Here is a 20,312-nt window from a genome sequence, read left to right on the forward strand (position 1 = left end):
ACACGCCGGTGATACGTGGCATGTTTCCGAGGAACCCGCACATGTGGGTTCGGCGGGCCGCCCCGCTCACAGCCGGCCCAGCAGCTTCCCCTCCAGCCCGTCCCAGTCCAGCCGGTCCGACTCGGTGCCCCTGGGCACCCGTGCGAACGTTCCGTCCAGCCAGTCCAGCACCTCGGCCCGGTCCGCCTCGAAGGTGACGCGCTCCGCGGGGGTCTGGAAACTGAAGTACAGCCTGGGCCGCGAGGACGCGAAGGAGCGCCGCGACGGCCAGATCCGGTAGGTCCCCGCCCCTCTGGGACCGTGGGCGGCCTGCGCCAGCAGGTCCCGTGAGAGTTCCCACCGGACCGGTGCCCGCCACAGTTGGTGCAGGGCGACCAGCACGGAGTACGGGGCGTCCGGGTCGTAGCGCAGGGAACAGGTCTGCCAGGCCGGCCCGCTGCTCGTGAACAGGCGGCGTACCCGCATGCGGTGCACGGGGCGGAAGCCGCCGGCGGTCCTTCCGCGCTCGTTCCCCGACTCCTGTGTGCCCATGCGGTCTCCGCCCTTCGGTGTGCTGATGACGGACGTCATCCTCCGGTGTGCAGACCGGGGGCGCATCGGTTGAACGACTGCCCATCCGGGCTTGCGGCACATGTGTGCAGCGCCGCCCCGGGGCGGTACGTACCGGGGCATGTGCCCCGGCAGGGCGCGGCGGTCGCTTCGCAGTCATGTGACGGATCACGGCGAACCGCGGGTCGCGCAGGCTGGCAGCCCGGACGCCGTGCGCGTCCCACCGCCGACGCCGGCTCCCCGCCTCCTGAGCGAAAGGCTCGTCACCCATGGTCTCCTCCCCTCCACCGCCGCTCGCGGTCGCGGCACCGCCCACCGCGAGGCTGGGCCGCGTCACGTTCATCGCCGCCGTGGCCGCCCTCGGCGGCTTCCTGTTCGGTTACGACAGTGCCGTCATCAACGGCGCGGTCACCGGCATCCAGCACCACTTCGGTGTGGGCGCGGGACGGACCGGCACCATCGTCGCCGTGGCCCTCCTCGGCTCGGCACTGGGCGCGGCCGTCGCGGGCCGGCTCGCCGAGCGCGTCGGACGGCTCCGTGTCATGCGGGTGGCCGCCGTCCTCTTCGCCGTGTCCGCCGTCGGCTCAGCCCTGCCGTTCTCCGCCTGGGACCTGGGCGCCTGGCGTTTCGTCGGCGGCATCGCCATCGGCCTGGCCTCCCTGATCGGGCCCACCTACATCGCGGAGGTCGCGCCACCGGAGTACCGGGGCCGGCTCGCCTCCTTCCAGCAGGCCGCCATCGTCCTCGGCATCACCGCCTCCCAGCTCGTCAACTGGGCCATCGCCCAGGGCGCCGACGGGCGCAGCGAGGGCGCGCTCGGCCCCCTCGACGCCTGGCAGTGGATGCTGCTCGCGGCCTTCGTCCCCGCGGTCCTGTACTTCGTCCTGTCCACCCGCATCCCCGAGTCCCCGCACCACCTGGTGGCCCGGGGCCGGCTCGCGCAGGCCGCACGGGCGGTGCGGGACATCGAGGGCCCGGACACCGACGCGGACGCCCGGCTGGCGGAGATCGCCCGTTCGCTGCGTGACACTTACCAGCCCCGTGTCCGTGACCTGTTCGGCGGACGCGCCGGGCTGCTGCCGGTGGTGTGGGCCGGCATCGGCCTGGCGGTCTTCCAGCAGATGGTCGGCATCAACGTGATCTTCTACTACTCGTCCGTGCTGTGGCAGTCCGTCGGCATCGACCAGTCCGGGTCGCTGCTGATCAGCCTGTCCACGTCCGTCATCAACATCGTGGGCACGGTCGTCGCCATGCTGCTCATCGACCGGGTCGGCCGCCGGCCGCTGGCCCTGGCCGGCTCCCTGGGCATGGCCGTCTCCCTGGCGTTCGCGGCGTGGGCCTTCTCCGGCACCACCGGCAGCGGTGACGACATCGCTCTTCCGGACCTCCAGGCGGGCGTCGCGCTCGTCGCCGCGCACACCTTCGTGTTCTTCTTCGCGGCGTCCTGGGGCGTGGTGCTGTGGGTCATGGTGGGCGAGATGTTCCCGCTGCGCATCCGCGCGGCGGCGATCTCGGTGGCCACGGCCTTCAACTGGATCGCCAACTGGGCGGTGAGCGAGTCGTTCCCGGCGCTCTCCGAGTGGAACCTGTCGGCCGGGTACGTGATCTACGCTGTCTTCGCCCTGCTCTCGGCCTTCTTCGTGGCCTTCGCGGTCACCGAGACCAAGGGCACCAGGCTGGGCGGCGGCTGAGGCGGGCCCCGGCCGGTCCGTGCTTCATATCCCCCGTGCGGACCGGCCCGGGACGGGGCCGCGGTCTCCGTCAACGCGGTGTCCGGGCCAGCCGTTCCCGGGCCGTGACGGCGACCGGCGCGTCCGGATCGTCCGTCAGCTCCAGCACCTCGTGCCACGCGCGGCGTGCCGCCTCGGGGGCGCCGGCTTCCAGATGCAGCTCCCCGAGGAGCAGCAGGTCCTCCGCCGCTCCGCTCACATGGCCCTGGCGACGGGCGAGCTCGATGGCGCGCAGCCGGGCCGCGATCGCCGCCCCGAGGTCCCCGCGCCGCTGGTGCACCTTGCTCACCACGCCCAGGGCGGGCCCCTCTGCGTCGACCAGGCGTAAGCGCCGGGAGATGCCGAGCGATTCCTCGGCCAGCTCCAGAGCCCGGTTGGTGTTCCCCAGGTCCAGGTGCGCCTCACCCGCCCAGACCAGGGTGGTCGCCTCCAGGTACGGATGGCGATGGACGCGCAGCAGGCGCAGGGCCCGGTCCAGGTGTGCGAGGGCCCGCCCGGAGCTGCCCCGGGCGATGTACACGGAGCCGATGTTGCGGAGGGTGTGCACGAGTTCGAGGGTCATGCCGAGGCCCGCGAACGCGCGTTCCGCCTCGTGCAGGAGGGGCAGCGCGGCGTCGGTGTCGCCCCGGAAGAGCAGGGCGCCCGCCAGCCCCCGGCACGTCCGCGCGATCCCCTCGGTGTCCCCGGCCCGCCGGGCCGCCACCAGGGCGCCGCCCATGCCGGCCGCCCATTCCTGCCACAGGCCGAGCCGCTGCTGGAAGAGCTGCATCGACACGGCCGTCTCCCACGCGGCACGGGCGTCACCGCGTGCCGCCATCTCCTGCACGAGGGTGTTGAGGACCGGCCGCTCGGCGCCGAACCAGGCCATGGCGGCGGCCTCGTCGGACAAGGACTCGACCTGGACGCCGTCCAGCGGTGGGGGCGGCTCGGGTTCGTACACCCTGGACCGCAGCAGCCGGTTGGCCGCGCTCACCGTCTGCCGGTAGTGGTCGTGCAGCCGCGACAGCGCGGCCGCGCGCGCCGCGCCGCCGGAGCCGCCCAGCTCGCTCGCGTAGGCGAGGATCAGGTCGTGGAACCGGTACCGGTCGCGTCGCAGCACCGTCAGCAGCCGGGCGCGTACCAGCTCGCCGACGGCCGCGGCGGTGTCCGGCAGGGTGGTGCCCGCGAGGCTCGCCAGGGCGCTCACGCTCGCGTCGTCGCCCGGGTGCAGCGGCAGGAGCCGGAAGAGGCGGGCGGCCGGTTCGGACAGCGTGCGGTAGGACCACGAGAAGACGGCGCGCACGTCGTTGTCGAGGTGGTCGTCGCTGAAGCCCTCCAGGCTCCGGCCCGCGCGGGCCAGTTCCGCCGCGATCCGCGGCAGCGGGTGCTCCGGGTACGACGCGGCGCGGGCGGCGACGATGGCCACGGCCAGGGGCAGCCTGCCGCAGCGGTCGACGATCCGCCGCACGGAGGTGTCGTCCAGGTCCGTCCTGAGCCCCTTGACACGTTCGACGAAGGCCGCCGCGGCCTCGTCGGCGGAGAGCGCCTCCAGCGTCGTCAGCCGGGCGCCGTGCGAGGCGGCCAGCCCGGTCAGCCGGGCCCGGCTGGTCACGATGACCATGCACTCCGGCGTGCCGGGCAGCAGCGGTGCGATCTGCTCGGCGCTCCAGGCGTTGTCCAGGACCACCAGCACCCGGCGGCCGGCCAGGACGCTGCGGTACAGCGCGGCGCGCGCGTCCAGGGTGTCCGGCATCCGCTGCCGGGGGACGTCGAAGGCCCCCAGGAACCCGGCGAGGACCTCGTGGGGGTCGGCCGGATCGCCGTTGGGGGTGAAGCCGCGCAGGTCGACGTAGAGCTGTCCGTCGGGGAAGTCGGGCACGGCGCGGTGCGCCACGTGCACGGCCAGAGCGGTCTTGCCGACGCCGGGGATGCCGTCGATGGCGAGGACGCGCAGGGCACCGCCGCGCTCTCCCGCCAGTGCGACCGCCTGCCGCACCGCCTCCCGGCGGCCGGTGAAGCAGGCCAGGTCGGCCGGGAGCTGCGAGGGCGTCAGGGGAGCGGCGGCGGGCCGTTGGGCCGGCCGGTCGTCCCGGCCCGTGCCGTCGGCGTGACCGCCCGCCCCGGCCGCCGTGGCCGCCCGCCCCCGCAGGAGGTGTTCGTACGCCGCGGACAGTTCGCGGCCGGGGTCGACCCCCAGTTCCTCCGCCAGGCGGTGGCGGACGTCCTGGTAGAGGGAGACGGCCTCGGCCTGCTTTCCGTCGTCGGCGAGGGCGAGCAGCAGGTGGGAGACCAGGGCCTCGTCCAGCGGATGGCGCTCCACGGCTTGGCGCAGCGGGGTCAGGACGGCCGGCGCGCGCCCGCAGCGGACGGCCGTCTCGGCCGCCTCGCAGACCACGGACACGTACTCGTGCTCCAGCATCACGAACGTGGGATGGCTCCGGCCGACGGGTTCGAGACCCGCGGCGCAGCGGTCCTGCCACAGCCCGAGGGCGGTGACGTAGAGGTCCACGGCCGCGGCCGGTTCGCCGGCCCTGCCTGCCTCGCGGGCCCGGTCGGCCAGGTCCCTGAACCGCAGCAGGTCGAGGCTGTCCGCGTCGACCCGGAGGCGGTAGCCGCCGGCCTGCCGGGTGAGCCACCGCCCCGCCGACCTGGCGGGAAGATCCGGTTCCAGCAGCCGGCGCAGGGCGCCGATGTACCGGTGCACCGAGTTCGCGGCACTGGCCGGCGGCCGGTCCTGCCACAGCAGCTCGATGAACTCGGCCAGGGGGACCGGCCGGCCCCCGCGCGCGAGCAGCGCCGCCAGGACGAGCCGTTGCTGCTTCGGCCGGACCGGCAGTTCGTCGTCGCCGCGCCAGACCCGGACCGGGCCGAGGACCGAGAAGCGGACCGCCGTCCGGTCCCGCGGTGCCGGGCCGGCGGGCGCGGTGGAGGACACCGGAGCGGGAGCCGGATCGCCCGTCACGGATCGGGGCCTGGGCAACGGTGGTCTCCCCTCGGACGTCGGCTGGTGCACAGTCGCTGTTCGACCGGGCGGAGACGGCCGTGCCGGGCAGTGCTGTGAACGCGAGTGTGACAGTGCGAATATGGCCGGTCAGTTTGACGGGTGTCAAATGGTCCGCCACTGCCGCGGACCCCGTCGTCCGCGCTCGGCGGGCGTACGGCTTCCCCGGCCTCAAGCGCGAATATAGGTCGGTCGGGCAGCGGCCGTATAAGTAACCTGACTGGTCTGCCGTCGGCCCGGGAGGCCCACTGGTCGTCCGGCCGCGTCCCGGCCCCGCGCCTCCGGTCGCCAGAGGCGGGGAGGGACGTTCCCCGCGTAAGCGCCGAAGAGTGCGAGCGGTGGCGAACCGCAGAAAACCGCTTGATAGTGTCGCGCCCCCAACGATCTTCGAGTCCTTTGGGACGCGGCGGGAAGGAGCCATGGTGACCGGCGGCGAGCAGGCCCCGCCGACGACGGAGATCTTCGGCCGCGACGCCGAACTGTCCCGTCTGCGCGACTTCGTCCTCACCCCCCGGCGGGAAGGGCCCCCGTCCCTGGTCCTCCTGGGGGAGGCCGGGACCGGCAAGAGCACCCTCCTCGACGCGGCGGCCCAGGAGGCCGCGGCGCACGGCAGGCGCGTACTGCGGTGCACCGGGCACGAAGGCGAGCGGGAACTCGCCTTCGCCGCGCTGCACCAGATGCTGGCCCCCCTGCTGCCGGAGGCGGCCGGTCTGCCGGACGCCCAGCGCCGTGCGCTGCTGGGCGCCTTCGGACGCGCCGAGAACGCGCCGCCGGCGGCCGACGACCGGCCCGAGCGGCTCCTGATCAACCTCGCCGCGCTCACCCTGCTGTCCGACGCCGCCGCCCGCCGGCCGGTGCTCCTCGTCGCCGACGACGCGCAGTGGATCGACGCCTGCTCCCTGGACGCGCTGGCCTTCGTCGCGCGCCGGGTGACCGGTGAGCCGGTGACCCTGCTGTCGGGCGTACGGGGCGACACCGTGCCCCGGCAGTTCGGGACCGACTTCGTGCGCCTGCCGGTACGGCCACTGGACGACCGGGCGGCCGAGCGGCTGCTCGACGCCCAGCCGCACGCCCCGCGCGGCCCGCTGCGCGAGCGCGTCCTGCGGCAGGCCGACGGCAATCCGCTGGCGCTGGTGGAACTGGCCCGGGCCGGCGCCGGGGACCCGGCGGCCCGGCCCGTCGGACCGGTCGGCGCCCTGCCGCTCACCGAACGCCTGGAGGGCGTGTTCGCCGAGCGGCTGGCGGGGCTGCCGCCGCTGACCCGCCGGATCCTGCTGTACGCGGCCGCCGCGGACGCCCCGGACATGCCGGCCGCGCTCCTGGCCGCCTCCGCCTCCGGGGGGCCGGACGCGTGGTCGGTGGCGGAGCAGGCCGGCCTGGTGCGGGTGGAGAGCGGCCGGGTCGTCTTCCGGCACCCGCTGGTGCGGTCGGCCGTCTACGGCTCGGCCCCCTTCGAGGAGCGCCGGCAGGCGCACCTCGCACTCGCCGGCCTGCTGAGCGACGACCCCGACCGGCAGGCATGGCACCGGGCGGCCGCCACCCTGGTCCCGGACGAGGACATCGCGGCGGCGCTGGTGCGGACGGCGGGGCGCGCACGGCGACGCGGCGGCTACCGGGTGGCCGCCGCGGCCCTGGAGCGGGCCGCGGAACTGAGCCCGGACGGTCAGGCACGGGCCCGGCGGCTGCTGGACGCCTGCGACCTGGCGATGAACGCGGGTGAGCCCCTGTGGGTGGAGAAGCTGGCGGGCGGGGTCGCGGCGGCCACCGACGACCGGGCGATGCTCAGGTCGGCCACCCTGTGGACGGGCTGGGCGCTCGCCGCCACCACCCGGCAGAAGGCCGCGCTGTCCCACCTGCTGCCCCTGGCGGACGAGACGGTGGACCGGGCGCCGGACGCGGCGCTGGTCGCCCTCGGGCACGCCGCCATCATCGCCTACAACACCGGTGACGACACCTACCGGCAGCGCATGCTCGGGCTCCTGGCGCGCATCCCCGTCGACGTGGGCAACGACCACGACCAGCTCTGGACCCGCGCCTGCTGCGACCCTCACGGGGACCGCGAGGGGCTGCTCGCGTTCCTCCGGGACTGTCTGGCGCGGCCGGAGCGGAACGCCGAGCAACTGACCGTGCTGGGCGCCGGTGCGTGGGTCCTGGACGAGACCACCGTCGCGGTCCGGCTGCTCGGCGAGGCGATGGAACGGCTCAACGCCGTGACCACGGCCGGGTCCAACGCCACCCTCGGGCAGGCGCTCGCCCTGGCCCAGTTCGAGGCCGGTGCCTGGGAGGCCGCCTGGTCCTGCGCCGAGGACGCCCGGCGGGTCGCCGCCGAGAACGGCCTCGACATGGCGGGCCGCGCCGCGATGTACGTCACCTCGGCCCTGCTGGCGCTGCGCGGCCGGGCCGGCGAGGCCAGGGAGATGATCGACCGGGCCGTGGCCGGGGTGGACCCGGCCCAGGGCCGCGCCCTCTGGGTCCGCGCCCGCTGGGTCCGCGCGCTCGTGGCCGGCGTCGAGGGCAACCACCCACTGGAGTACGAACTGCTGCGCGGACTGTTCACCGTCGGACCCGAGCCGAGCCCCGTGCACTACCACGCGTCCTACTACGCGCTCGGTGATCTCGCCGCAGCCGCCGTGCGGGTCGGCAAGCGGCAGGACGCGGCAAAGGTGCTGGCCGCGGCGCGGCGGCGGCTGGACGGGCGGATGTCCCCGCGGCTGCTGCTGCTCACCCGCCGGGCCGAGGCCGTCCTCGCCGAGGACGACCGGGCGGCGGAGCTGTTCGGGGCCGCGCTCGGCGATTCCGCCACGGAACAGTGGCCCTTCGAGCGGGCGGTCGTCCAGCTCGAGTACGGGCAGTGGCTGCGGCGCAGACGGCGTACGGGGGAGGCGCGCACGGAGCTGTCCCGGGCACTCACCGTCTTCGAAGCGCTGAACGCGCGGCCGTGGGAGGAGCGGACCGCCGCCGAACTGCGGGCCTGCGGTGTCGCCGTGCGCGGGGGCGACGGTGCCTCGCGGGGAATCGACCGGCTCACGCCCCAGCAGTTGCAGATCGCCCGGCTGGCGGCCACGGGGCTGACCAACCGGCAGATAGGGGAGCGGCTGCTGCTCTCCGCCCGCACCATCGGTTTCCACCTGTACCAGACGTATCCGAAGCTGGGCATCACCAACCGGGCGCAACTGCGCGACGCGCTCGGTGACACGGGGACGCCCTGAGGACGCCGCGGAGGTCAGTCCCCCGGCGGGAACTGGGCGGCTGCGGAGACGTACAGGGTGTAGGGGTTGCCGCGGTCTCCGTGCGCCCGGTTCATCGCCCGGACCACGTCGCGGGCATCGGCGCCGGCCTCCACCGCCGCCTCGAAGTCGGTCAGGTAGCGGCGGGAGGCGGCGATGACGGCGGCGGCGTCCCGGTCGTCGGCGCCGGGGGGCTGGTGGCCGGCGACCAGCCGGGCCGGCCGGAGCGCCTCCAGCGTGTCCAGGGCCCCGAGCCAGCGCTCGCGCGCTCGGCTGTCTGTCTGCGCCAGCCACATGTGGATGCCGTTGTAGGCGACGTCGCCGCCCACCACGGCGTCGAGGTCCGGGACGTGCAGGACGGTCGACGGGTCGGTGTCGCTCTGCCCGACCCGTACCGGCCTCAGCTCGTGTCCTTCCAGCTCGATGACGTCCCCCGTCAGCGCCCGGGGTGCCACGGGCGCGGCCGGCAGGGCCCCGGGGAACAGTGACTCCCAGTACGCCAGGACCGGCCCGGTGAGCTGCGCCTCGGCGTGCGGCACGACCTCGGGCAGCGCCACCGCGACGGCCTCGGGGAAGGCGTCCAGCACGACCGGCAGGCCGAGGAAGTGGTCGGCGTGGCCGTGGGTGACGTAGACGGTCGTGAGGACCTTGCCGGTGGCGCGGACGAAGTCGGCCAGGCGGTGTGCCTCGGCGACGGTGATGAGCGCGTCGACGAGCACGGCCTCCCGCCGGCCGTGGACGAGCGTCGCCGTACTGGCCGGCCAGGTCGCTCCCACGCCGCTGTCCCAGCCCGGTGCCGTGGCGGCGATGGGCTTGTAGTCACTGGTGAAGACGTCGATGGCCAGCATGGCGTGGGCTCCGTTCGTCGGCGGACCGGCGTGGCCGCGGGTGCCGGTCCGCCGACGGCGGACGGTGCGGTGACCGGGTCGGCCCCGACGGCCGCGCACGGGGCGGCGGCCGGGGGGATACGGCGCGGGTGCGCCGCCTCGGCCACCCTAGGCACCGGAAGTGGAAGGACTGTGGAGTGTCGCGTCCGCGCCCTCCCCGTGGTGCCCAGGACGGCCCCGGGACCGTCAGAAGCCGGTCATCGTGATCTTGCCGATGGCCTTGCCGGACTCCAGGACGCGGTGCGCCTCCCGCAGGTTCGCCGCGGTGATCTTCCCGAGGTCGGTGGTGGCCGTGGTGGTGAGGATGCCGGCGTCCACCAGCCGGGCGATCTGGTCCAGGATGCGGCCCTGCTCGGCCTGGTCGGCGGTGCGGTGCAGCGAGCGGGTGAACATGAACTCCCAGTGGAAGGAGATGCTCTTCGACTTCAGCAGGCCGATCTCGACCGAGCCGAAGTCGTCGATGGCCACGATCCGGCCGAAGGGCCTGACGATGTCGGCGTAGGCGGCCAGGTTCTGCTCCGTGCCGGTGGTGCCGAAGACGAAGTCCACGCCGTCCGGGGCCACTTCGCGCACCTGCGGGGCGAGGGGCCGGCGGTGGTCGACGATGTGCGCGGCGCCCATCCGCCGGGCGAACTCGACGGTCTCGGGGCGGGAGGCGGTGCCGATCACCGTCAGGCTGGTCAGGGCGCGGGCCAGTTGGGAGACCATGGCGCCGACACCGCCCGCGGCGGCGGTGACCAGCAGGGTGCCCGACTGCTTCAGGGCGTCGGTGTGCAGCCCGAGGTGCTCGAACAGGCCCTCCCAGGCGGTCAGCGAGGTCAGCGGCAGGGCGGCGGCCTCCGCGAAGGAGAGCGAGGCGGGCTTGTGCCCGACGATGCGCTCGTCCACCGCGTGGTACAGGGAGTTGGCGCCGGGCCGGTCGAGGGCACCGGCGTAGAACACCTCGTCGCCGACCTGGAACGACTCGACCTCGGCGCCGACGGCGACGACCGTGCCCGCCGCGTCCCAGCCGAGGACCTTGGGCTCACCGCCCGGGTCGTTGCTCTGCCGGATCTTGTAGTCGACCGGGTTGACCGCGACGGCCTCGACCCGCACGAGCAGGTCGCGCGGCCCTGGCTGCGGCACCGGCAGGGTCGTGTCGAGGAGACTCTCCGCGTCGTCCACCGGCAGGCTCTTGCGGTAGGCGACGGCCGGCATGGTCTCGGGGAGCTGGTTCATGATTGTTCCTCCTGGTATGGCACGGCGGGCTTCCGCCGTGCCCGTAACGTAGCTCTGAGGAGGTAGTAACCTGCAAGGGAGACTACTTCCCCAGGGGAAGTAAGCTGGTGGGACAGGTGATTCAGGAAAGGGAGACCCCATGGTGACGCTCTGCGAGTCCCAGCGGCACGACCATCACGACGTGTACGCCGCCCAGTGCCCGTGCCGCGAGGTGCTCGACCTCCTGGCCAACAAGTGGTCGGCGCTGGCCATCGGCGCCATGGAGGAGGGACCGCAGCGCTTCGGGGCCCTGCAGAAGCGGCTCGAAGGGGTGAGCCCCAAGGTGCTCACCGCCACGCTGCGCCGCCTGGAGGAGCGGGGCTTCGTGGAGCGGACGGTCTACCCCGCGGTGCCGCTGCACGTCGAGTACGAACTGACCGCGCTCGGGCACAGCGTGGCGCAGCCCCTGGCGCAGTTGCGCGACTGGGTGGAGGACCACATGGACGAGATCGCCTGACGGACACCCGCGACCCCCGGTGTCCGGCGCCGGTCACCGGCCCAGGAACCCGTTGACCTCGCGGGCGAAGTCCTCGGCGTGCTGGAAGAGGAAGCCGTGCCCGGCGTCGCTGTAGAGGACGACCTTGGCGTCCGGCAGCCGCTGGGACATCGCGTACGTGGCGTAGGCGTGGATCATCACGTCGTGGGCGCCGTTGGCGACCAGCACCGGAAGGGTCAGCTCGGCCTGCCGGTCCCAGTACCCGCGGAAACCGCCGATGGCCGCGATCTGGCCGCGGAACGCCTCGGGACCCACCGCGGCCTTCGACTCCCTCAGCCGCCGGTCCAGGCGGCGCAGCGAGGCCAGCCCGGCCGCCCGCGCCTTCTCCGTCTCCGGGTAGAACAGGTAGAGGAAATCCTCGTCGTCGTTGGCCCCCTTGCCGGTGATCTGCGCGACGCGCGCCGGCGGCGCGGGCAGGTCGGGCACACCGCCGGGCGAACTGCCGGCCACCACCAGCCGGTTCACCAGACCGGGGGCGGTCAGGGCCACGCCCTGGGCGACGATGCCGCCCATCGACCAGCCCAGGACGTCGATGTCCGTCAGCCCCAGGGCGCCGATGAAGGCCAGGGAGCCGTCGACCAGGCCCTCCATCGTGGACGGCGGCTCACCGGTGGAGAAGCTGGTGCCGCGGTTGTCGAAGACGACGACCTCCCGCTCGGCCGCGAGCAGGTCCAGCAGCGCCGGGTCCCAGTGGTCGATCGTCCCGCGCAGACGCATGTGCAGGACCAGCGGCCGGGTGCCGGCCCGTCCGAAGCGTCGGTAGGCGAAGCGTTCGCCGCGCGGCCCCGTCACGTACTGGGTCTCGGCCTGGTCGGCCAGGTAGGCGGACATGGGATCTCCTGTCGGTTCGGATGGTGCCCGGCCGTGCGGCCGGGCGGTCACGGTGCGCCGGCGGACGACCGGGCCGGGCGGGAAACGCCCTCCCGCCGGACGTGCCACCAGCTTGGAGCCGCCTTGTGGACGGTTAGTGGGCGGCGCCTTGAGGCGGGGGCGGGGGCGTCCCTACCACGCGGCCCGCTCCCGGGCCCGTGCGACCGCGTCGTGGACGGAGCCCCGGTGCAGGGGCCCGTGGCCGGGCAGGACGGTGTCGGCGTCCAGCGTCTCCAGCGCCGACAGGGCGTCGAGGGCGGTGGGCACATCGGCGTGGAACATGCCGGGCAGCATCTGCGGACCGGTCTTCCGGGACGTCGGATGGGCCGTGACCAGCGCGTCCCCGCTGACCACGACGCCCAGCGAGGGGAGGTGGTACGCGCAGTGGCCGCCGGTGTGCCCCGGCGTGTGCACGGGCACCGGCGCGCCGGGCAGGTCGAGGGCGCCCGTCGTACCGAACGCCTGGGGCTCGGCCACGGGCACGTGCGCCGTGCCCCCCGAGCGGACGGCGTGCACCGCCCACGGCACCACGCCGGGGCGCCAGGCGTTGGCGAGCACCGCGCCGACCGACACCTGGTGCAGGAACTCGCGCCGCGCGTGCGGCACCTCACGCTCGTGCATGAGGACCGGAACGCCGTGCGCGGTGCGCAGCCGCTCGGCCGCGCCGATGTGGTCGTTGTGCGCGTGGGTGACGAGGATCGCGGCAAGACCGCCCGGCCGGACACCCACGGCACCGAGCGAGGCGACGACCCGGTCGTGGTCACCGGGGTAACCGGTGTCGATGAGAAGGGCCGCGTCGCCCTCCTTGACGATCACCCAGTTGGTGTTGCTCCCCGAGACCAGGAACACCCGGTCGTCGACGCGGACGATGCTCTCACTGAGCGGGACGTCGGGCATGAGCCCTCCTCCTGTCGGCGCACCGCACGCACACCGCACGGCCGAGGCCGGCGGACACGCCGTCCGGAAAGCCGGCACGTGTGCGTACGGCGCCTATGTATCGGCATATGTATCTGCGAAGGTATCGAAGGCCGGGAGCTTGCCCTACTCCCGGTGCAGAGGTCGAAGTGACACACGTATCCGTGTGGGGCCCACCGGCACACGGGCGCTCCGGGGCGGCGCGCCGGTGACCGGTCAGGTCCGGGCGGACAGGGCCAGGTACTGGTGCACCGACCGGACGGCGCTCGCACCGTCGCCGGCGGCGGCGGCCACCCGCTTCAGCGACGCGGTCCGCACGTCCCCCGCGGCGAACACACCCGGCACGCTCGTCTCGTAGGGCAGCGGCGCGCGCCCCGCGTCCCGCCAGCGGGGCCCCAGGTCCGTGTCCGACAGCGCGAGGTCGGTGCGGACGAACCCGTTGTCGTCCAGCGCGACCCCGGTCAGCCAGTCGGTGGCCGGGGTCGCGCCGATGAAGCAGAACAGTCCGGCGCAGGAGATCCGGCGCACCGGGCCGCCGTGCCGGGCCAGCGTCACCGCCTCCAGCCGCTCGGCACCGTGCAGCGCCGAGACCTGGGTGTCCGTCAGGACCGTGATGCGCGGGTCTCCGAGGATGCGGTCCACCAGGTAGGCGGACATACGGGTCCCCAGGCCGGCACCGCGCACCACCAGGGTGACCTTCCGCGCGTGGCGCGCGAGGTGCAGCGCCGCCTGCCCCGCCGAGTTCGCCCCGCCGACGACGGCTACCGGGGCTCCGGCCACCGTCTGCGCCTCCATGTCCGTGGCCGAGTAGTGGATGCCGCGCCCGGTCAGCTCGCTCCACCGGTCGACCGGCAGGGCGCGGTAGGCGGCGCCGGTGGCGAGGACCACGGCCCGGGTCCGGATCCGTGCCCCGTCGGAGAGGGTGACCAGGTGCTCACCGGTGCCCGGCTCCAGCGCGACGACGGTGCACGGACTGGCGATCCTGGCGCCGAACTTCAGGGCCTGCACGGCGGCGCGCGCGGTGAGGTCCGCGCCGCTCAGCCCGAACGGGAAGCCGAGGTAGTTCTCGATGCGCGCGCTGGTGGCGGCCTGGCCGCCGGTGGCCACCGCGTCGAGCAGTACCGTCTCCAGCCCCTCGGAGGCCCCGTGCACGGCGGCCGCCAGCCCGGCGGGCCCCGCGCCCACCACGGTCAGGTCGGCCGTACCGCTGCCGGTGTCGCGGAAGGAGAGGTTCAGCCGCTCGCTGAGCGCGCCGGGGGTGACGCCCGTCAGCACCTCGGCCCCGATCGAGGCGACCGGCAGGTCGGCCGCGGTCAGTCCGGCGGCCCCGAGCAGGGCCGTCCCCTCCGCTGAGCCGTCCGGCACCCAGGAGTGGGCGACCCCTTGGCGGGCCAGGAAGGTGCGCAGCCGCAGGCCCTCGGCCGATTCCGGGTCGCCCACCATCCGCAGCGTCTGGGCGGTCGCCTGCCGCAGCAGCCGCCGCCGGGCCAGGAAGGAGCGCAGGAACAGGTCCGACAGCTCGGTCTCCCGCGCCATCAGCAGCCGGAACGACCCGGCGCCCACCCGGTGCACGGTGCCCGGCCTGCGCACCCGTACCCGCAGGTGCCGGCGCTGCCCCGTGAGCAGCCCGAGCTCACCGACGAACTGGCCGGGCCCGTACCGCAGCAGGACCTCGTCCCGGCCCGGCGCCGGGGACGGCCGCACCGCCTCCAGCCGGGCGCTGCCGCACAGGAGGAGGTCGCCGCAGTCGTCGCCGACATCGAACAGCACCTGTCCGCCGGCGACCTCCTCCGGCTCCGCGTACCGGACCGCCCGGGCGAGCTGCTCGTCGGTCAGCCGGACCGAGGCCAGGCCGACGAGGTCCTCGGGTCGGTCGCCGATCTCGGGAAAGGAGGTCGCCATGGAGGTGATCCCTTCGACGCGCGTCGCGCGCCTTGCTCGTGCTGTCGGGGAAGGGGGGCCGGCCGGGGGACGGACGCGTCCGTGCCTCAGAAACCGGCGCGGGACAGCAGTTCCTCGGTGGTGAGCACGTCGTGGGCGATGAGCGCGTAACGGTTCACCATCTGCTCGTAGGAGTCGGCGCCGCCGTCGGGCGCGGTGGCGTCCTTCACGAGGGTCACCCGGTAGCCCCGCTCCATGGCGCTGCGGGCGGTGGACTCCACACACATCGTCCCGATCATGCCCGCCACGGCGATGTGCTCGATGCCGCGGCGCTTGAGCTGGATGTCGAGGTCGGTGGTGGCGAAGACGTCGAGGTTCTTGTGCGGGGCGATCGTCACGTCACCGGGGCCGGGCCGGAGATCGGGGTGGAACTCGGCTCCCCAGCTACCCGCCTCGAACATGCGGTTGTCGAACATCATGCGGTGGATGCCGGAGCGGTGCTTCCAGTCGTCGTACTCCTCGTCGGTGTAGGACATCGGCGAGAAGAAGGCGGGGTAGCCCTTGTTCCGGAAACCGGCCAGCAGCCGCCTGAGGTTGTCCAGGGTGCCGATGCGGTCGAACTCCGCCTTGAAGCCCGGGTAGCCCTTGCCTCCCTCGGCGAAGACCTCGTTGACGGTGTCGATCAGGACGAGACCGGTCGGGGCGGACGTACTGGTCATGTGGTTGTTCCTTTCGTTCTTCCGCACCGCCGCGGTGCGGACGGGCGGCCCCGGGGGGGGGGCCTGCCGCCGCCACCGTGTCAGCGGGCGGCGGGAGCGGCATCGGTTGTTTGACTGCCGACCGGTGCCACGCCGTACGTCTCCGCACCACGCGACACCTGGAGGCGGGCCCGGTGCGGTGCCGGGGGAGCCGTCGGAGCGGCCGGGGCCGTGGCGTTGGCCGTGGCCGCGAGGACCGCGAGCAGGGTGATGCCGCCGAGGGCGGCGAGCTGCCGCCGGGCGGTGGAGAAGCGGCGCGGGACGGCACGGCGGCCGGGGCCGTCGGGCGGCGGCGCGGAGAAGGCGGAGGGGGCGGGCACGGAAGGCTCCCGTCTGGCTGTCGGCCGCCCCGTACCCGGGGCGGACGCGTCGGTGATCCGGGACCGAGTGAACCCGGGGGCGGATCACCGCGCTTCGGTCGATCGACCGACGTACCGGACGAAACCCGTGCCCCTGGCACGGGCACATGTCTCAAACCCCTCTATGCACACACGTGTGAATCGGCGACGATGGACACGGCCTGGGCACACGTCCACGGAACGCCCAGGCCGCCTGCTTCCCCCGGCAGCAGCAACTGGTCAGGCGGGACGTCCGCCGCGTCCCAGCAGAGCGGCTTCCAGGGCGTCCCAGTCGAGCAGCCGGCTCTCGTGGCCGGCCGGTACCAGGGCGTACGTGGCGTCCAGCCACCGCCGTACACCGTTCAGCCCGGTCTCCAGGCACACCCGGCCCTCGGGACGCAGAAGGGTGAGACGGAGGGCACCGGCCGTCCCGTACCGGTCGCCGACCGGCCGGACCCGGAAGTCGCCGACCCCGCTGGCGCCCCGCGTTCCCCGGTCCAGCAGTTCGCGGGAGACGACCCAGGTCACGCGCAGGTCGGTCGCCGGGTCCACGAAGAGGTCCAGGGCGACGGCGTAGGGATCGTCCAGGGTGTAGCGCAGGCGGCAGCGCAACGTGTCGGGACCCGTGGGGGCGAACAGCCGCCGGACCGTCGTGACGAGGACCGGCGGAACACGGCCGTCCCGGGTCCCGGGGCCGGCGAAGGCACTTCTGTCGCTCATCGGGTGCTCTCTCTCCCGTCGGGTGCGCGCTTTTCGGTCAGGTGCGCGTATTCACGTCCTCCATCCTGGGCAGCCCCCACCCGGCCGCGCATCGGTAGAACGACTGCGGATGAATCGGTGCGAACACCGGTCCCGTGACGCATGCGGAGGCCGGGCCGGCCTGGTGGGCGAGGGGCTGATCCTGGCCATCGGCGGCGTACCCGACGCGCCGGCCCGCCCCCCCCCAGCGGCCACCCACCGCGAGAGCCCCCCGGGCAGGTGTCCCGGGGGGCTCTCGCGGTGCGCGGCCGGCGGCGTTCCCCTCCCGGGAAGGCCGCCGGCGCCGGATCACTTGGCGAGGAAGGCGAGGAGCGCCTCGTTGACCTCGGCGGCGTGGGTCCACAGCAGGCCGTGCGGGGCGCCGTCGATCTCGACGTAGTCGGCGTGCGGGAGGGCCTTGTGGAAGGGGCGGGCGGTCGAGTCGATGGGCAGGATGTTGTCGGCGGTGCCGTGCAGGATCAGGGCCGGCACGTCGATCTTGGGAATGTCGGCACGGAAGTCGGTCGGCCAGGTCAGGGGCGCGGCGGAGGCGGCGTAGGAGCCACCGGCGGCGGCCGTGTTCCAACTGTTGCGGACGGCCTCCTCGCCGATCCGGGTGCCGAGGTTGTCGTCCAGGTTGTAGAAGTCCCGGTAGAAGGCGGTGTAGTAGGCGTAGCGGTCGTTCTTGACCGTGTCGGAGATGTCCTGGAAGAACGCCTGGTCGGCGGCGCCGTCGGGGTTGTCGTCGGTCTTCAGCAGGAAGGGCTCCAGGGAGGCGAGGAACGCCGCCTTGGCGACACGGGCGGAGCCGTAGGTGCCGAGGTAGCGGCCGACCTCGCCGGTGCCCATGGAGAAGCCGACGAGGGTGACACCCTGGAGGTCGAGGGTCTCCAGGACGGTGTTGAGGTCGGCGGCGAAGGTGTCGTAGTCGTAGCCGGTGGTGGGCTGCGAGGAGCGGCCGAAACCGCGGCGGTCGTAGGTGATGACCCGGTAACCGGCGTCCAGCAGCGCGGCGGTCTGCTTCTCCCAGGAGTGTCCGTCCAGCGGGTAGCCGTGGATCAGGACGACCGGACGGCCGGTGCCGTGGTCCTCGTAGTACAGCTCGATGTCGGTGGTGTTCTCCTGGCCGACGGTGATGAACGGCATGGTTCTTTCCCTCCACGGTGGGCGGGCCGCGGGTGCGGCGCCGAGTACGGGTCCAGCTTCACGGGGCTCGGCGGCGCGGGAATCCGTCTAACGACTTACGGGCCGGGGCGGCGTGACTCATGAGGGACGGTCAGGGCCGGGGGCCAGGAGCACACCCGGTGGGGCACATGTGTTTCACTTTGGCGGTCCCCGTAGAACATGTATCTCGGGCTCCGGGGATCGGAGCCCGGCGCACGCCGATGCCCAGGAGCCGGGTGCGACGACCTGTCGAGGAGTCTTCCCATGAGACCGGTGGTGTGGATCCCGTACGAGCCGAAGGACCTGCCGGCGCTGCCCGACGGACTCGACTGCCATTACTGGGACGGCACGGAGACCTGTCCCACGCCGCCCGAGGAGGTCCGCTTCCTCACCGGTCACCCCGGGGCGGGCGGCTACGAGACGCTGGTCGCGATGGTCGCCCGTGCCAGGCGTCTCGAGGTGCTGCAGGTCCTCAGCTCCGGCCATGACTACCTGACCCCGCACCTGGGCCTGCTGCCGCCGGGCGCCCTGCTGTGCACCGGGCGCGGTGTGCACGCCGAGGCGACCGCGGAGCTGGCGGTGACCCTGCTGCTGGCCGCGGCGGGCCGGATTCCCCGCTTCGCACGCGGGCAGCGGACAGGTGCCCGGGCCCCGGCCGGCCGCCTGACGCTGCGCGGCAAGCGGGTGGTCGTCGTGGGGGCCGGAGCCGTCGGGACCGCCGTCGCGCAACTGCTGGAACCCTTCGGCTGCGACCTCGTCCGGGTCGCGCGCTCCGCCCGGCCCGGTGGTGACGCACCCGTGCACGCCGCGCGGGACCTGCCGTCCCTGCTGCCCGCGGCGGACGCCGTGCTGCTGTGCGCGCCGCTGACCGAGGAGACCCGCGGCATGTTCGGCGCCCACCGGCTGGCCTCGCTCAAGGACGGCGCGATCCTGGTGAACGTCGGCAGGGGCGAACTGGTCGACACCGACGCCCTGACCCGTGAGGTGGTTTCCGGGCGGCTGCGGGCGGCACTGGACGTGGTGGCACCCGAGCCGCTGCCCGACGCGCATCCGCTGTGGCAGCAGCCGGAGGCACTGATCACCCCGCACGTCGGCGCGTTCACCGACGCCTTCGCGGAGGACTCCGCGGCCTTCCTGGTGCGGCAGTTGCGGCGCTACGCGGACGGGGCACCCCTGCTGAACGCCGTCGTCGGCTGACCACCGCCCCCCCGCCTGCCGTCCCGCTCACACGTGTCCGCTGCCATGCGCGCAGTTCATGGATTCCCGCAAAAACAAGCATTGGCCTCATCGCCCTAGCCGGGCGAGAGTTGATCCCGCCCCGCACACCGGCCCGGTGCCGGTCCCGCCGAAGGAGAACCCCGTGAGCAGCAGCACGTCCACCACCCCCGCCGACGCCCCCCTCAAGCGCGCCGGCCAGCGTCTCGTCGTCGTCGGGGCCGGCTCGGCCATCGGACGCCACCTCGCCCGTACCGCCTCCGCCGAGGGCGCCGACCTGGTCCTCGCCGGCCCCGACCTCGCCAAGCTGGAGCAGACGGCCGCCGAACTGCCGGGCACGGCCCGTACCGTCCGCTTCGACATCACCGACGAGGCGTCGATCGCGCACCTGGCCGAGGAGGCCGGCGCCTTCGACCACTTCGTGTCCACGGCGGCCGTGCCGGCCAACGGACCGCTGTCCGAACTCGTCCCCGAGGACGTCCAGCGGGCCTTCGCGGCCAAGGTGACCGGCCCCCTGTTCCTCGCCAAGCACCTGGCCGGGCAGGCCCGGGAGGGCGGCTCCCTCACCTTCTTCTCCGGCGTGGCGGCCTGGCGCCCCGCACCGGAGCGGACCGTGATGGCCACCACCAACGGCGCCCTCGCCTTCCTGGTGCAGGCCCTCGCCGTGGAGATCGCGCCGCTCCGGGTCAACGCCGTGTCCCCGGGTATCGTCGACAGCGGCGCCTGGGACAAGCTCGGCGCGGACAAGCGGGCGTTCCTTCAGTCGGTGGCCGCGAGCAACCCGGCCCGCCGGGTCGGCACCCCGGACGACCTCGTCGCCGCGGTGCTGTTCGCCATCGACAACCCGTACGTCACCGGCACCGTCCTGCACGTGGACGGCGGCGGACGCCTGGCCTGATCCACCGGCCGCCCCCTTCCGACGGACCACCCCACTCAGGAGAAGCACATGACCGACCGTCACACCGGGCCCATCGTCCTCGTCGCCCGCATGAAGGCCCGCCCCGGCAAGGAACAGGAACTGCGGGACGCGCTGCCCGCCCTGGTGGCCGCCACCCGCCAGGAGGACGGCTGCCTCACCTACGTGCCGCACCAGGGGCTGGACGACCCCGGCCTGCTCGTCATGCACGAGGTGTGGCAGAGCGAGGAACACCTGCGGGCCCACTCCGCCAGCGCCCACCTGCGGGCCTTCGCCGAACGGGCGGCGGAGCTCACGGTGAACGGCATCGAGATCGAGCGGCTGGCCGAGATCGAGCTGTAGACCGTCCCGCCGGGGGACCGCGAGCTCCCGGCGGTCGACGGGTTCTGGC

The 20,312-nt window shown here is 73.9% G+C and carries 17 protein-coding genes; 6 read left to right on the forward strand and 11 right to left on the reverse strand.

Going from position 1 to position 20,312, the window contains the following annotated elements; genetic code table 11:
- Positions 1 to 66: 66 nt before the first annotated feature.
- Positions 67 to 531: an SsgA family sporulation/cell division regulator gene (locus IE316_RS19865; protein WP_190205756.1), complete on the reverse strand. Its 465-nt coding sequence runs from the start codon at positions 529 to 531 to the stop codon at positions 67 to 69.
- A gap of 287 nt (positions 532 to 818) precedes the next feature.
- Here IE316_RS19865 and IE316_RS19870 point away from each other — a divergent pair, with 287 nt between their 5' ends.
- A complete protein-coding gene (locus IE316_RS19870; RefSeq protein WP_190205757.1) occupies positions 819 to 2,240 on the forward strand; it encodes a sugar porter family MFS transporter in 1,422 nt (473 codons plus the stop codon).
- A gap of 70 nt (positions 2,241 to 2,310) precedes the next feature.
- Here the strand turns inward: IE316_RS19870 and IE316_RS19875 are convergent, their stop codons facing one another.
- Positions 2,311 to 5,220 (reverse strand): AfsR/SARP family transcriptional regulator, encoded by a 2,910-nt coding sequence (locus IE316_RS19875; RefSeq protein ID WP_229910471.1) that lies wholly within the window; start codon positions 5,218 to 5,220, stop codon positions 2,311 to 2,313.
- A 458-nt stretch (positions 5,221 to 5,678) separates the two neighbouring features.
- Between IE316_RS19875 and IE316_RS19880 the strand changes: the two genes are divergently transcribed.
- Complete coding sequence (locus tag IE316_RS19880) at positions 5,679 to 8,468, forward strand: ATP-binding protein (RefSeq protein WP_190205758.1); 2,790 nt, start codon at positions 5,679 to 5,681, stop codon at positions 8,466 to 8,468.
- A 14-nt stretch (positions 8,469 to 8,482) separates the two neighbouring features.
- On the opposite strand, the gene IE316_RS19885 is transcribed toward IE316_RS19880, so the two are convergent.
- Positions 8,483 to 9,334, reverse strand: a complete 852-nt coding sequence (locus IE316_RS19885) for an MBL fold metallo-hydrolase (RefSeq protein WP_190205759.1) — start codon at positions 9,332 to 9,334, stop codon at positions 8,483 to 8,485.
- Positions 9,335 to 9,559: 225 nt separating this feature from the next.
- Positions 9,560 to 10,591, reverse strand: a complete 1,032-nt coding sequence (locus IE316_RS19890; RefSeq protein ID WP_190205760.1) for a zinc-binding alcohol dehydrogenase family protein — start codon at positions 10,589 to 10,591, stop codon at positions 9,560 to 9,562.
- Positions 10,592 to 10,730: 139 nt separating this feature from the next.
- Between IE316_RS19890 and IE316_RS19895 the strand changes: the two genes are divergently transcribed.
- Positions 10,731 to 11,087: a winged helix-turn-helix transcriptional regulator gene (locus tag IE316_RS19895; RefSeq protein ID WP_190205761.1), complete on the forward strand. Its 357-nt coding sequence runs from the start codon at positions 10,731 to 10,733 to the stop codon at positions 11,085 to 11,087.
- Positions 11,088 to 11,120: 33 nt separating this feature from the next.
- Here IE316_RS19895 and IE316_RS19900 read toward each other — a convergent pair whose 3' ends face one another.
- From IE316_RS19900 to IE316_RS19930, 7 genes are all read right to left on the reverse strand, one after another.
- The gene (locus IE316_RS19900) at positions 11,121 to 11,957 is read right to left on the reverse strand and encodes an alpha/beta fold hydrolase (protein WP_190205762.1); all 837 of its coding nucleotides are present in this window, start codon (positions 11,955 to 11,957) and stop codon (positions 11,121 to 11,123) included.
- A gap of 171 nt (positions 11,958 to 12,128) precedes the next feature.
- Entirely contained in the window at positions 12,129 to 12,893 is a 765-nt protein-coding gene (locus IE316_RS19905; protein WP_190205763.1) for an MBL fold metallo-hydrolase, read from the reverse strand.
- A gap of 234 nt (positions 12,894 to 13,127) precedes the next feature.
- A complete protein-coding gene (locus tag IE316_RS19910; RefSeq protein WP_190205764.1) occupies positions 13,128 to 14,813 on the reverse strand; it encodes an FAD-dependent oxidoreductase in 1,686 nt (561 codons plus the stop codon).
- Between the two features lie 86 nt (positions 14,814 to 14,899).
- The gene (locus IE316_RS19915) at positions 14,900 to 15,511 is read right to left on the reverse strand and encodes a cysteine hydrolase family protein (protein ID WP_190205765.1); all 612 of its coding nucleotides are present in this window, start codon (positions 15,509 to 15,511) and stop codon (positions 14,900 to 14,902) included.
- A gap of 80 nt (positions 15,512 to 15,591) precedes the next feature.
- The gene (locus IE316_RS19920; RefSeq protein WP_190205766.1) at positions 15,592 to 15,870 is read right to left on the reverse strand and encodes a hypothetical protein; all 279 of its coding nucleotides are present in this window, start codon (positions 15,868 to 15,870) and stop codon (positions 15,592 to 15,594) included.
- A 258-nt stretch (positions 15,871 to 16,128) separates the two neighbouring features.
- Positions 16,129 to 16,608 (reverse strand): SsgA family sporulation/cell division regulator, encoded by a 480-nt coding sequence (locus IE316_RS19925; RefSeq protein WP_190205767.1) that lies wholly within the window; start codon positions 16,606 to 16,608, stop codon positions 16,129 to 16,131.
- Positions 16,609 to 16,935: 327 nt separating this feature from the next.
- Positions 16,936 to 17,772 carry an alpha/beta fold hydrolase gene (locus IE316_RS19930; RefSeq protein ID WP_106411677.1) on the reverse strand — a complete coding sequence of 279 codons (837 nt, stop codon included), beginning with the start codon at positions 17,770 to 17,772 and terminating at the stop codon, positions 16,936 to 16,938.
- A 282-nt stretch (positions 17,773 to 18,054) separates the two neighbouring features.
- Here IE316_RS19930 and IE316_RS19935 point away from each other — a divergent pair, with 282 nt between their 5' ends.
- The 3 genes from IE316_RS19935 (at position 18,055) to IE316_RS19945 (ending at position 20,263) form a co-directional block, all read left to right on the forward strand.
- Positions 18,055 to 18,987 (forward strand): NAD(P)-dependent oxidoreductase, encoded by a 933-nt coding sequence (locus tag IE316_RS19935; protein WP_229910472.1) that lies wholly within the window; start codon positions 18,055 to 18,057, stop codon positions 18,985 to 18,987.
- 163 nt (positions 18,988 to 19,150) lie between these two features.
- Positions 19,151 to 19,903: an SDR family oxidoreductase gene (locus IE316_RS19940; protein ID WP_229910473.1), complete on the forward strand. Its 753-nt coding sequence runs from the start codon at positions 19,151 to 19,153 to the stop codon at positions 19,901 to 19,903.
- 48 nt (positions 19,904 to 19,951) lie between these two features.
- Entirely contained in the window at positions 19,952 to 20,263 is a 312-nt protein-coding gene (locus IE316_RS19945; RefSeq protein WP_190205769.1) for a putative quinol monooxygenase, read from the forward strand.
- The last annotated feature ends 49 nt before the right edge of the window (positions 20,264 to 20,312 follow it).

Origin of the sequence: Streptomyces fumanus, assembly GCF_014655295.1 — a bacterium.
GTDB lineage: Bacteria > Actinomycetota > Actinomycetes > Streptomycetales > Streptomycetaceae > Streptomyces > Streptomyces fumanus.